The following is a 12419-nucleotide window of genomic DNA, read 5'->3' as shown; positions in this document are numbered from 1 at the left end:
CGACGGCCCTGCCGGTCGTCGGCGGCCCGCGCGGGCGAGCGATGGTACCGGGCGACCGACACGGGAAGGTTACGCCCAACGATCAAGATTCCAGGGGTGCACCTCTGATTCCTGCTCACGTGCGCCTAGACTGGGCGGCGCGCGAGGGATCAGCGGACGGCGGCCCGGCCGACAGACGGCACGCGCAACCGGAGGTGCGCGATGGACGAGGTACTGGCCCGCAGCGGGATCTTCCAGGGAGTCGACCCGGAGGCTGCCGAGGCGCTCGCCAAGGAGATGGAGACGATCGAGGTCCGCAAGGGCGAGGTCGTGTTCAACGAGGGCGAGCCCGGCGACAGTCTCTACATCCTGCTGTCCGGCAAGATCAAGGTGGGTCGCCGGGCGGCGGACGGCCGGCAGAACCTGATCGCGGTGATGGGGCCGTCGGACATGGTCGGCGAGCTGTCGCTCTTCGACCCGGGTCCGCGTACGGCGACCGCCACCGCGGTGACCGACAGCCGCCTGGCCCGACTGCGCAAGCAGGCGCTGCGTCCGTGGCTGAACAACCGGCCGGAGATCGCCGAGCAGTTGCTGCGCGTGCTCGCCCGCCGGCTGCGCCGGACCAACGACGCCCTCGCCGACCTGATCTTCACCGACGTACCCGGTCGGGTCGCCAAGAACCTGCTCCAGATGGCGGGCCGCTTCGGCACCCGGGACGGTGGCGTGCTGCGGGTGACGCACGACCTGACCCAGGAGGAGATTGCCCAGCTCGTCGGCGCCTCACGCGAGACGGTCAACAAGGCGTTGGCCGACTTCGCCTCGCGGGGCTGGCTCCGGTTGGACGGCAAGAGCATCATCATCCTCGACCCGGAGCGCCTGGCACGCCGCGCCCGGGTCTGACACCCCTGCTCCCGACACCGCCCGGCCGCCACTCGCGGCCGGGCGGTGTCGTGTCCGGGCGGCCGTGTCCAGGCGGCATCGTGGCCGGACGGGTCTTGTCCGGGCAGAGTCTTGTCCGGCCGGGCGGGTTCGGGTTCGGGTTCGGCGTCGGTGACCGCCTCGTGCGGCTCACCGCACCGAAAAAAGTCAGTCTTGACTGTTTGTTTTCCGGGCGGCAGGCTGTGCCCGTGCCTCCCGCATCGACCCGCGTCCCTCAGCAACAGCGCAGCCGTGCCACCCGGGCCCGGCTGCTGGAGGCGACCGTCGAGTGCCTGGTCGAGCATGGCTGGTCCGGCACCACGACCACGGTCGTGGCGGCCCGGGCCGGAGTCTCCCGAGGCGCCCAACTGCACCACTACCCGACCCGGGCAGCCCTGGTCACCGCCGCCGTGGCACACCTGACCGAACGCCGGGCGGCCGAGCTGCGGGCCGAGGCGGAGGCACTGCCGGCCGGCCCCCGCCGGCTGGACCGGGTGGTCGACCTGCTCGCCGCCGCCTTCACCGGGCCGCTCTTCGTGGCCGCCCTCGAACTCTGGGTGGCCGCCCGCACCGACGCCGAACTGCGTGCCGCGTTGCTGCCGCTGGAGACCCGGGTCGGGCGCGAGATGCACCGCCTGACCGTCGAGCTGCTCGGCGTGGACGAGCGACGGCCGGGCGTACGCGAGGCGGTGCAGGCCACCCTCGACCTGCTCCGGGGCCTCGGGGTGGCCAACCTGCTCAGCGACGACTCGGCCCGCCGGGCCGCCCTGCTGCACGCCTGGAAACACCAGTTCACCACCCTGCTCACCCCCGCCGACGACCTGCCGGAAGGCGAGCGGGACTGATTCCCACCGGAGGCACCATGGTCGACCTGGCCGTACTCCTCACGGATCTGGCCGCCGAGTCCGCGCAGCTCGACGCGCTCGTCGCGACCCTGCCCGCGACGGAGTGGGAGCACCCCACCCCGGCAGCGGGCTGGACCGTCGCCCACCAGATCGCCCACCTGGCCTGGACCGACCACGTGTCCCACCTGGCCGCGACCGATCCGGACGCGTTCCACGCCTCGGTCGCCGCCGCGCCGGACCCGGCCCGTCTGGTCGACGCCGGGGCGGAAGCGTTCCTCGCCCCGCCGGACGCGCTGCTGAACCGCTGGCGGGACGGCCGCCGCACGCTCGCGGCGTCGCTCGCCGCCGCACCGGCCGGACAGAAGCTGCCCTGGTACGGCACCCGGATGTCGCCCGCCTCGATGGCCACCGCACGGATCATGGAGACCTGGGCGCACGGCGAGGACGTGGCCGACGCGCTGGGTGTGTCCCGGCCCGCCACCGCCCGGCTACGGCACATCGCGTACCTGGGCTCCCGGACAGTCGGGCACAGCTTCGCCGCGCACGGCCGGGCGGTGCCGACGGCGCCGGTCCGGGTCGAGCTGCTGGCGCCGACCGGCGACACCTGGGCCTTCGGCCCGCCGGACGCGGGCGACCGGGTCACCGGCGCGGCGCGCGACTTCTGCCTGCTGGTGACCCGACGCCGGCACCGGGCCGACACCGCCCTGGTGGCCGACGGACCGGTGGCCGACGCGTGGCTGGACGTGGCGCAGGCATTCGCCGGCCCACCCGGCCCGGCCCCCACGCCCCGGTCGCCGGGCGACGACCGTGCCGGAGCCAGCGCGTGAGCGCGCCCGACCGGCGGCCACGCACGGGTGACGTGCTGCGGGTAGGCAACGCGTCCGGCTTCTACGGTGACCGGTTCTCCGCGTGGCGGGAGATGCTCGACGGCGGCGAACTGGACGTGCTGACCGGCGACTACCTGGCCGAGTTGACCATGCTGATCCTCGGCCGGGACCGGATGCGCGACCCCGACCTCGGGTACGCGAAGACGTTCCTGCGGCAGCTCGAAGGGTGCCTCGGCACCGCGCTGGACCGCCGGGTCGCGCTGGTCACCAACGCCGGTGGACTCCACCCGGCGGGGCTGGCCGCCGCGATCCGTGCTCTCGCGGAGCGACTCGGGCTGCCCGTGCGGGTCGGGTACGTCGAGGGCGACACCCTGGCCCGCCCGGACGCGCTCACCGCGAACGCGTACCTCGGGGCGTTCGGTATCGCCGCCTGCCTCGACGCCGGGGCGGACGTGGTGGTGACCGGCCGGGTCACCGACGCCTCCCTGGTGGTCGGCCCGGCCGTGGCCCACTTCGGCTGGACGCACGACGACCTGGACGCGCTGGCCGGCGCCACCGTCGCCGGGCACCTGATCGAGTGCGGGGCCCAGGTCACCGGCGGCAACTACAGCTTCTTCACCGAGCTGCCCGACGGCGGCCACCGGCCCGGCTTCCCCGTCGCCGAGCTGCGCCGCGACGGTTCGTCGGTGCTCACCAAGCATCCCGGCACCGGCGGCGCGGTCACCGTGGAGACGGTCACCGCCCAACTGTTGTACGAGGTGGCCGGGCCCGCGTACCTCGGGCCGGACGTGGTGACCCGGCTGGACACGGTCGCGCTGCGCCAGGACGGGCCGGACCGGGTACGCGTCTCCGGTGTCCGGGGCACGCCACCGCCGGAGACGCTCAAGGTGGGCGTCAACAACCTCGGCGGCTTCCGCAACTCGATGACGTTCGTGCTCTGCGGGCTGGACATCGAGGCGAAGGCGGCCCTGGTCCGGACGCAACTGGAGGCGGCGGTCGGCACCGACGGGCTGGAGTTCCAGGTGGCCCGCACCGACCACCCGGACGCGACCGACACCGAGGTGGCGAGTGCGCTGCTGCACGTACACCTGCGGGACGGTGACAGGACGCGGGCCGGACGGGCGTTCTCGACGGCGGCGGTGGAGCTGGCGCTGGCCTCCTATCCCGGCTGCACGCTGACCACGCTGCCCGGCGACGCCACCCCGTACGGCGTCTTCACCACCGACACCGTGCCCCAGGACGCGGTCACCCACGTCGCCGTACTGCCCGACGGCACCCGACGCACCATCCCCCCACCCCCGGTGCGATGTAAGGAGGGGTCCCCTGTACGACACCAGGCGATAGCAGGGGACCCTTCCTTACACCTGAGGGCGGGGACGCGGCGAGCACCGCTCGGGGAGTTGGTCGGGGCGCGCTCGGGCGACAAGGGCGGGGACGCGAACCTCGGCGTGTGGGCGCGTACCGACGCGACGTGGGCCTGGCTGCGCGGGTGGCTGACCGTGGCCCGGCTCGCCGAGTTGCTGCCGGAGACCGCCCCGCTGACCGTGCGGCGCTACGAACTGCCGAACCTGCGGGCGGTCAACTTCGTGATCGAGGGGCTGCTCGGACCGGGGGTGGCCGGTTCGACCCGTTTCGACCCACAGGCCAAGGCGCTCGGTGAGCTGCTCCGCGCCCGGCTGGTCGACCTGCCGGCGGAGTTGCCCACGGGTCCGGCCCCCACCGGGAGGTCGGCAGGATGACCATCGTGGACACGCCGGAGCGGCGTCAGTTGCGCGAACTGACCCGGGCTTTCGTGACCCGGGAGGTGCTGCCGCACCTGGCCGACTGGGAGAGGGCCGGCGAGGTGCCCCGCGCGCTGCACGTCACCGCCGCGCGGACCGGGCTGCTCGGCGTCGGCTTCCCGGAGTCGGTCGGCGGCAGCGGCGGCGACCTGCTCGACTCGATCGTCGTCACCGAGGAGATCATCCGCGCCGGCGGCTCGTCGGGGCTGGTCGCGGCCCTGTTCACACACGGCATCGCGCTGCCGCACATGGTCGCCGCAGCCGGCGGTCGGCTCGGCGGCACGCTCCCGGGCGCGGCCGGGCCGCCGGTGCCGCGCACGCCGGCCGATGACGACCTGGTCGACCGGTACGTCCGACCGACGCTCGCCGGCACCACGATCGGCGCGCTCGCCGTCACCGAGCCGGAGACCGGTTCCGACGTCGCCGGAATCCGCACCCACGCCCGCCGCGACGGCGACCAGTACGTCGTCAACGGTGCGAAGACGTACATCACCAGCGGTGTCCGGGCGGACTTCGTGACCACGGCGGTCCGCACCGGTCCACCGGGTGGCGGCGAGTTGAGCCTGCTGGTGATCGAGAAGGGCGCGCCCGGGTTCACCGTGGGGCGTCGGCTGGAGAAGCTCGGCTGGCACTGCTCGGACACCGCCGAACTCTCCTTCGTCGACGTACGCGTCCCGGTGACGAACCGGATCGGTGAGGAGGGCACCGCCTTTCTCGCGATCATGCAGCACTTCGCCGCCGAGCGGCTCTCCCTGGCCACCCAGGCGTACGCGATCGCGCAGCGCTGCGTCGAGTTGACCGTGCGCTGGTGCCGGGACCGGTCCACGTTCGGGCGTCCGCTGGTCGGTCGACAGGTGGTCCGGCACCGGCTGGCCGAGATGCACACCCGCGCCGAGGCCGCCCGCGCGTACGTGCACGAGGTGGCCGCCCGGGTCGTCGCCGGGGAGCCGGTGGTGACCGAGGTGGCGATGGCCAAGAACGTGGCCGTGGCGGCGAGCGACTGGGTGGTCGACCAGGCCCTGCAACTGCACGGCGGGTTCGGCTACCTGCGCGACGCCGAGGTGGAGCGGCACTACCGGGACGCCCGGATCCTCGGCATCGGGGGCGGCACCACCGAGATCATGAACGAGATCGTCGCGAAGGGCATCGGTCTATGACCACGTTGGAGAGCACGGTCGACCTCACCTCACCGCCCCACCGGGCCAACCGGGAGGCGTTGCGGGACCGGATCGCCGAGCTGGACGCCGCGCTCGACCAGGCACGTGCCGGTGGTGGCGAGAAGTACGTGACCCGCCACCACGCACGCGGGAAGCTGCTGCCGCGCGAGCGCATCGAGCTGCTGCTGGACCGGGACAGCCCGTTCCTGGAGCTGTCGCCGGTGGCCGCGTACGGCACGGACTTCCCGGTCGGGGCCAGCGTGGTGACCGGGATCGGGGTGGTCGAGGGCGTCGAGTGCATGATCGTGGCGAACGACCCGACCGTACGCGGCGGTGCGGTGAACCCGTGGTCGCTGGCGAAGACCCGGCGGGCCGGGGAGATCGCGCTGGCCAATCGGCTGCCGATGGTCAACCTGGTCGAGTCGGCCGGCGCGGACCTGCCCACCCAGGCGGAGATCTTCATCCCGGGCGGCCGGGTGTTCCGTGACCTGACCCGACTCTCGGCCGAGAAGATCCCGACGGTCAGCGTGGTCTTCGGCAACGCCACCGCCGGTGGCGCGTACGTGCCCGGGATGTCGGACTTCACCATCATGATCCGAGAGCGTTCGCAGGTCTATCTGGCCGGGCCGCCGCTGGTGAAGATGGCCACCGGGGAGGACGCCGACGACGAGTCGCTCGGAGGTGCGGCGATGCACGCCACCCGTAGCGGCCTGGCCGACTTCCTTGCCGCCGACGAGCGGGACGGCCTCCGGCTGGCCCGGCAGTGTGTCCGCCGGCTGAACTGGCGCAAGCAGGGGCCGGGGCCGCGTACGCCGCACCCGCGCCCGCCCCGGCACGACCCGGAGGAGTTGCTCGGCATCGTCAGCGCCGACCTGAAGGTGCCCTTCGATCCACGTGAGGTGCTCGCCCGGCTGCTCGACGGCAGCGAGTTCGACGAGTTCAAACCGGCGTACGGCACGGCCCTGGTCACCGGGTGGGGCGAGCTGCACGGGTTCCCGGTCGGCGTGCTGGCGAACGCCCGGGGGGTGCTGTTCAGCGAGGAGGCGCAGAAGGCGACGCAGTTCATCCAGCTCGCCAACGCCGCCGACACACCGTTGATCTTCCTGCAGAACACCACCGGCTACATGGTCGGCACCGAGTACGAGCAGCGCGGCATCATCAAGCACGGCGCGCTGATGATCAATGCGGTGTCGAACTCGACGGTGCCGCACCTGACGGTCAACCTGGGCGCCTCGTACGGGGCCGGGAACTACGGCATGTGCGGCCGGGCGTACGAGCCGAGGTTCCTGTTCACCTGGCCGAACGCGAAGTCCGCGGTGATGGGCCCGGCCCAGTTGGCCGGCGTGCTCTCCATCGTGGCCCGGCAGGCCGCCGCCGCCCGGGGCCACGAGTTCGACGAGGACTCCGACGCCGCCATGCGGATGATGGTCGAGCAGCAGATCGAGTCCCAGTCCGGCGCGCTGTTCCTCTCCGGACGGCTCTACGACGACGGGGTGATCGACCCCCGGGACACCCGTACCGTCCTCGGGCTCTGCCTGTCGGCCGTGCACAACGCGCCGGTACGCGGTGCCGCCGGCTTCGGCGTCTTCCGGATGTGAACCCCCGTGAGCGCGAGGAACGCAGCGCAGCGGAGTCCCGCAGTCGCGAACGAAAGACCAGCCCGATGAGCGCGAGAAAGGCTCTGCTGCCATGATCACCAGGCTTCTGGTCGCCAACCGGGGCGAGATCGCCCGCCGGATCATCGCCACCTGTCGGGTGCTCGGCGTCGAGACGGTCGCCGTGCACTCCGACGCGGACGCCGACGCGCCCTTCGTCACCGAGGCCGATCGGGCGGTACGCCTGCCGGGGAACACGCCCGCCGAGACGTACCTGCGGATCGACCTGATCCTGGCGGCGGCCCGGCGGTCCGGCGCGGACGCCGTGCACCCGGGCTACGGTTTCCTCGCCGAGAACGCCGACGTCGCGGCGGCGGTGACCGACGCCGGGTTGACCTGGGTCGGCCCGTCGGCGAAGGCGATCGCCGCGATGGGCGACAAGCTGGCCGCCAAGGCGTTGCTCGCCGAGGCGGGCGTGCCGATGCTGCCCTCCTGGACCGACGCCGCCCAGGTCACCGACTTCCCGGTGCTGGTGAAGGCGTCCGCCGGTGGTGGCGGTCGCGGCATGCGGATCGTCCGGGACGCCGACGGTCTCGCCGAGGCGGTGGCGGGCGCGGGCCGCGAGGCGGCGTCGGCGTTCGGCGACGGCACGGTCTTCATCGAGCGGTACGTCGAGCGGGGCCGCCACGTCGAGGTGCAGATCGTCGGGGACCGGCACGGCACCGTGCTGGCGCTCGGGGAGCGAGACTGTTCGATCCAGCGCCGGCACCAGAAGATCGTCGAGGAGGCTCCGGCGGTGCTCGCCCCGGAGCTGCGGGACCGGCTGCACGCGGCGGCGGTGGCCGCCGGCCGGGCCGTCGACTACGTCGGCGCGGGCACGGTGGAGTTCCTGCTCGCCCCGGAGGGCGACTTCCACTTCCTGGAGATGAACACCCGTCTCCAGGTGGAACATCCGGTCACCGAGGCGGTCACCGGGCTGGACCTGGTCCGGCTGCAACTGCTGGTCGCCGAGGGCGAGCCGCTGCCACTGACGGTGACGCCGCCGGCCGAGGGCCACGCGATCGAGGTACGGCTCTGCGCCGAGGATCCGGCCCAGGGTTTCCTGCCGGCCACCGGCACCCTGCACCGGTTCACGGTCCCCGGGGTGGTCGGCGAGTTCGTTCCGACGCGTGGGCTGCGGCTCGACTCGGGCGTGCGGGACGGCTCGGCGGTGCAGGTGCACTACGACTCGATGCTGGCCAAGGTGATCGCCTGGGCGCCCACCCGCGCCGAGGCGGCCCGTACGCTGGCCGCCGCGCTGGCGCGGGCCGAGTTGCACGGCGTGGCCACCAACCGGGACCTGCTGGTCCGGGTGCTGCGGAGTCGGGAGTTCGGCGCGACGGAGGTCGACACCGGCTTCCTGGACCGGCATCCCGGGGTCTTCGCCCCGCTGCTGCCGCCCGGCGAGGTGCCCCTGGTCGCGCTCGCCGCCGCGCTCGCCTCAGCGGCGGCCCGCCGTGCCGCCGCGCCGGTGCTGGCCGGGCTGCCCTCGGGGTGGCGCAACGTGCCCGCCTTCCCGCAGGTCGCCCACTTCTCCGGCCCGGACGGGGAGGTCGAGGTCCGGTACCGGCTGGACCGCGACGGCGGCATCGCCGAGTGGTCGACGTCGCCGGAGAGCGAGTCGCCGGAGGTCACGCTGGTCGAGGCGGGCCCGGAACGGGTGGTGCTCGACGTCGACGGGGTGCGCCGGGCGTACCGGGTGCACCTGGTCGGTGCGTCGATCTTCGTGGACGGCCCGGACGGCGCGGCGAGCCTGACCGAGCTGCCGCGCTTCCCGGCGCCCGGTGCGGAGCTGACCGCCGGGTCGCTGCTCGCCCCGCTGCCCGGGGCGGTGGCCCGGGTCCACGTGGAGGTCGGCCGGCGGGTGGCCGCCGGTGACCTGCTGCTGACCCTGGAAGCGATGAAGTTGGAACACCCCGTGCTCGCCCCGACCGACGGCGTGGTCACCGAGCTGCCGGTCGCGGCCGGCGGCCAGGTCGACACGGGTGCGGTGCTGGCCGTGGTCACCCCCACCGAGGAGGCATCGTCATGAACTTCGACCTCAGCCCGGAACAGGAGCAGCTCCGCGACGCGGTCCGGTCGCTGGGCCGGCGGTACGGCCACCGCTACTTCGTGGATAAGGCCAAGGCCGGCGAGCACACCACCGAGCTGTGGCACGAGGCCGGCCGGCTCGGCTACCTCGGCGTCAACATCCCCACCGAGTACGGCGGCGGGGGCGGCGGCATCACCGATCTGGCCATCGTCTGCGAGGAACTGGCCGCCGCCGGCTGCCCGTTGCTGCTGCTGGTGGTCTCCCCCGCCATCGCGGCCACCGTCATCGCCCGGCACGGCACCGAGGACCAGCGCAAACGCCATCTGCCCGGTCTGGCCGACGGCTCCCAGAAGATCGTCTTCGCGATCACCGAGCCGGAGGCCGGGTCCAACTTCCACCGCCTCGGCACCGTCGCCCGTCGCGACGGCGACGACTGGGTACTCTCCGGTCGCAAGTGCTACATCTCCGGCGTCGACGAGGCCGGGCACGTCCTCGTGGTGGCCCGCGCCGGGGACGACACCACCACCGACGGTGCCGGGCAGCGGCTGAAGCCGGCCCTGTTCATCGTGCCGACCGACGCGCCCGGGTTGACCCGGTCCAAGCTGGACATGGAGATCCTCTCCCCGGAGAACCAGTTCCTGCTCTACCTGGACGAGGTCCGGCTGCCCGCCGACGCGCTGGTCGGCGAGTCGCTCGACGCCGGACTGCCGGCGTTGTTCTCCGGGCTCAACCCGGAACGCATCACCGTCGCCGCGATGGGCGCCGGCACCGGCCGGTACGCCATCGAGCGCGCCTCGGAGTACACCGCGACCCGCACGGTCTGGGGCGGTCGGACCATCGGCACGCACCAAGGCGTGTCGCATCCCCTGGCCCATGCGGCAGTGCAGGTGGAGCTGGCCCGGTTGATGATCCAGAAGGCGGCGACGCTCTACGACGCGGGACGTGACCTGGAGGCCGGCATCTCCGCCAACATGGCCAAGTACGCCTCCGGTGAGGCCGCCGCGCTCGCGGTCGACACCGCCGTGCAGGCGCTCGGCGGTGCCGGCATGACCACCGAGTACGGCGTGGCCACGCTGCTCGGGGCGGTACGGGCCGGTCGTATCGCCCCGGTCAGCCGCGAGATGATCCTCAACTTCGTCGCCCAGCACGTGCTCGGCCAGGACAAGTCGTACTGAGCCCGGGGCGGGTGGGCGCTCACCGGCAGGCGGCGTCCACCCGGTGCACCGGGCGTACCCGCCGGCCCAGCCCTTCCAGCAGTGAGTCCTCGATGTGGAAGTCGTGGATCCAGAGCCGGTAGCGGGGCAGCTCCTCCTCGGAGGGGCAGAGCACCTGTTCGCGTACGTGGTCGACGGGCACGTACCGGACGCCGCCCCGCTCCTGGAGGATCACCGTGTGCACGTCGTCGGTGGTCACCACGTGCCCCCGGATCTCCTCGCTGGCCTCGGCGGTGGCCCCGACCGTGGTCACGGTGAGCGGCAGCACCGGTGTGCTGATCACCGGCAGCGCCGCCCAGACCAGCACCACCAGCACGGCGGCCTGACTCAGCGGGGCGAAGGCCCGGAGCACCACCCGGGGCAGCGGCCCGGCGACGAAGATCGCCAGCAGCGGCGGCACCACCAGCAGCGCGATCGGCAGCGGCTCGGCCTGCCGCCACGCGTCGCGCAGCGTGGGCAGGAGCAGCCACAGGTAGCCCGCGTACGCCGCAGTGATCATCAGGATGCGGACCGCCGGGCGCTCGTGCAGCCGGACCGCCGTGAGCCCGAACGCCGCCGCCAGGGTGGGCAGCAGCAGCGGGAGGTACAGCAGCGGCCAGGTGAGCAGGGCCATCAGGAAGCTCGCCGCGATGAACCAGCTCGGTGTGACGTCCATCCAGCGGGCGAAGAGCGAGCGGCGGGCGGTGGCCTCCCGGCTGGCCGCGAGCACTCCGCCGAGCGCGAAGACCGCGACCAGCGCGGTGCAGAGCAGGCGGGCCGCCGTGGTGAGGAAGCCGGCCAGCATGTTGACCGGTCCCACGTTCGCCACCAGCAGCAACGTGGTCTGCAACTCGCCGCCGGCCTCGACGCCGAGGCGGAGCACCGAGAAGATCGCCGGTACGCCGACCACCGCCGTCCAGAACGACTGGCTGGACCGCGCTCGGCGCTCGGTCCGGTCCCCGCCGACGTCCGCGGGCCCCTCCGACGTGGCAGGCCCGTCCTGCCTGGCGGGGGCGTCCCGTGGCGGCACCGCCGGCTCGGAGGGCGTCACCTGGGACGGCACCGGCCGGTCGGCGTCCGGGGCGTTGCCGGTGGTCGCCGCCGGCGTGCTCATCGGCCCGGCACCTTGTCGTCGAAGTCGACCAGTCGGGGCACGTCGAGGGGCTGCGGTTGCCGCTTCTCCGTCCGCAGCCACGGACCCAGCGTCCGGTTGTACGCGACCTGCCACGGGCTGATCTCCCCGTTGCGACCCTGGCGGTAGCTCTTGTCGAGGAAGTACGCCACCAGGTCGCGCAGCGCGGGGTCGCCGATGGGCACGCCGATGCCGAGCAGTTCGCTGGTGCCGAAGGGCATGTCGACGATCTCGAACTCCGTCGGATACCGGGCCACGAAGCCGGCGAGGATCGTCTCGTCCGAGCTGACGGCGTCGTACCGGCCGTCCAGGATGCCCTCGACGCAGTCGCCGACGTCCTTCACCACCACCGCGCGCACCTGGTGCTGTTCCAGCTCCGCCTCGGTGGTGGAGCCACCGCTGGTGCAGATCTGGAACTTCGGGTTCCGCAGGTCCTCGATGGTCCGGATGGTGTCCCGGTGCCGGCTCGGGACCATCACCTCCTGTGTGGTCACCAGGTACGGCCCGGCGAAGCTGACCTCCTTCTTGCGCTCCTCGGTGATGGAGAAGCTGGACACCACCAGGTCGACTATGCCGCCCTGGAGGGCGGGGATCCGGTCCTCGGTGGAGACCGACACGAACTCGATCCGCTGGTCGCCCTCGAAGCCGAGCGAGGCGGCGACGTAGCGGGCGATCTCGACGTCGAAGCCGACGTGCCCGCCGTCGCGTACGTCTCCCATCAGCGGCTCGTTGACCGCCACACCGATCCGCAGCACGTTCTGTTCCCAGACGTGCGACTCGCGGAGCTTCTCCTGCACCGAGGGCAGTTCCGGCTCCTTCTGACTGTCACAACCGGCCGCTGCGCCCAGGAACAGCGTCAGGGCGACCGCGAGGGTGGTGGCCACCGAGCGGAACCGGGTGGTGGAGAACCGACTGACCATG

At 73.0% G+C, this 12419-nt stretch carries 10 protein-coding genes; 8 read left to right on the top strand and 2 right to left on the bottom strand.

Translation table 11 applies throughout. The features are described 5' to 3' along the window. Positions 1 to 201: 201 nt before the first annotated feature. The 8 genes from ABZ738_RS00515 to ABZ738_RS00480 all read left to right on the top strand — a co-directional run bounded on the left by ABZ738_RS00515 (position 202) and on the right by ABZ738_RS00480 (position 10348). Entirely contained in the window at positions 202 to 879 is a 678-nt protein-coding gene (locus ABZ738_RS00515) for a Crp/Fnr family transcriptional regulator (protein WP_013736306.1), read from the top strand. Between the two features lie 227 nt (positions 880 to 1106). Beyond that, positions 1107 to 1742, top strand: coding sequence for a TetR/AcrR family transcriptional regulator (locus ABZ738_RS00510; protein WP_131054407.1), 636 nt, complete (start codon positions 1107 to 1109; stop codon positions 1740 to 1742). Between the two features lie 17 nt (positions 1743 to 1759). Continuing rightward, entirely contained in the window at positions 1760 to 2569 is an 810-nt protein-coding gene (locus ABZ738_RS00505; RefSeq protein WP_357210121.1) for a TIGR03084 family metal-binding protein, read from the top strand. Next, positions 2566 to 4308 carry an acyclic terpene utilization AtuA family protein gene (locus tag ABZ738_RS00500; RefSeq protein WP_236146067.1) on the top strand — a complete coding sequence of 581 codons (1743 nt, stop codon included), beginning with the start codon at positions 2566 to 2568 and terminating at the stop codon, positions 4306 to 4308. The genes ABZ738_RS00505 and ABZ738_RS00500 overlap by 4 nt, the downstream gene beginning before the upstream one ends. Continuing rightward, positions 4305 to 5507, top strand: a complete 1203-nt coding sequence (locus tag ABZ738_RS00495; RefSeq protein WP_357210118.1) for an acyl-CoA dehydrogenase family protein — start codon at positions 4305 to 4307, stop codon at positions 5505 to 5507. The genes ABZ738_RS00500 and ABZ738_RS00495 overlap by 4 nt, the downstream gene beginning before the upstream one ends. Further along, positions 5504 to 7105 carry a carboxyl transferase domain-containing protein gene (locus ABZ738_RS00490; protein WP_131056931.1) on the top strand — a complete coding sequence of 534 codons (1602 nt, stop codon included), beginning with the start codon at positions 5504 to 5506 and terminating at the stop codon, positions 7103 to 7105. The genes ABZ738_RS00495 and ABZ738_RS00490 overlap by 4 nt, the downstream gene beginning before the upstream one ends. 91 nt (positions 7106 to 7196) lie before the next feature. Then, positions 7197 to 9173, top strand: a complete 1977-nt coding sequence (locus ABZ738_RS00485) for a biotin carboxylase N-terminal domain-containing protein (RefSeq protein ID WP_357210115.1) — start codon at positions 7197 to 7199, stop codon at positions 9171 to 9173. Then, the gene (locus tag ABZ738_RS00480; RefSeq protein WP_131054426.1) at positions 9170 to 10348 is read left to right on the top strand and encodes an acyl-CoA dehydrogenase; all 1179 of its coding nucleotides are present in this window, start codon (positions 9170 to 9172) and stop codon (positions 10346 to 10348) included. Before ABZ738_RS00485 ends, ABZ738_RS00480 begins: the two co-directional genes overlap by 4 nt. Positions 10349 to 10367: 19 nt before the next feature. Here the strand turns inward: ABZ738_RS00480 and ABZ738_RS00475 are convergent, their stop codons facing one another. Both ABZ738_RS00475 and ABZ738_RS00470 read right to left on the bottom strand, forming a co-directional pair. Further along, a complete protein-coding gene (locus tag ABZ738_RS00475; RefSeq protein ID WP_357210111.1) occupies positions 10368 to 11480 on the bottom strand; it encodes a hypothetical protein in 1113 nt (370 codons plus the stop codon). Continuing rightward, positions 11477 to 12418, bottom strand: coding sequence for a transporter substrate-binding domain-containing protein (locus tag ABZ738_RS00470; protein ID WP_131054424.1), 942 nt, complete (start codon positions 12416 to 12418; stop codon positions 11477 to 11479). The genes ABZ738_RS00475 and ABZ738_RS00470 overlap by 4 nt, the downstream gene beginning before the upstream one ends. Between the last annotated feature and the right edge of the window lies 1 nt (position 12419).

The sequence above is a fragment of the Micromonospora sp. NPDC047793 genome (assembly GCF_040642635.1).
Taxonomy (GTDB): domain Bacteria; phylum Actinomycetota; class Actinomycetes; order Mycobacteriales; family Micromonosporaceae; genus Micromonospora.
The sequence above is the reverse complement of the archived record's forward strand: the minus strand, read 5'-3'. Positions and strand labels throughout refer to the sequence as shown.

Bases quoted from the DNA above. Each gene is read 5' to 3' on its own strand.
- ABZ738_RS00515 (WP_013736306.1), top strand. From the start codon at position 202: ATGGACGAGGTACTGGCCCGCAGCGGGATCTTCCAGGGAGTCGACCCG.
- ABZ738_RS00505 (WP_357210121.1), top strand. From the start codon at position 1,760: ATGGTCGACCTGGCCGTACTCCTCACGGATCTGGCCGCCGAGTCCGCG.
- ABZ738_RS00495 (WP_357210118.1), top strand. From the start codon at position 4,305: ATGACCATCGTGGACACGCCGGAGCGGCGTCAGTTGCGCGAACTGACC.
- ABZ738_RS00490 (WP_131056931.1), top strand. From the start codon at position 5,504: ATGACCACGTTGGAGAGCACGGTCGACCTCACCTCACCGCCCCACCGG.
- ABZ738_RS00485 (WP_357210115.1), top strand. From the start codon at position 7,197: ATGATCACCAGGCTTCTGGTCGCCAACCGGGGCGAGATCGCCCGCCGG.
- ABZ738_RS00480 (WP_131054426.1), top strand. From the start codon at position 9,170: ATGAACTTCGACCTCAGCCCGGAACAGGAGCAGCTCCGCGACGCGGTC.
- ABZ738_RS00475 (WP_357210111.1), bottom strand. From the start codon at position 11,480: ATGAGCACGCCGGCGGCGACCACCGGCAACGCCCCGGACGCCGACCGG.
- ABZ738_RS00470 (WP_131054424.1), bottom strand. From the start codon at position 12,418: ATGGTCAGTCGGTTCTCCACCACCCGGTTCCGCTCGGTGGCCACCACC.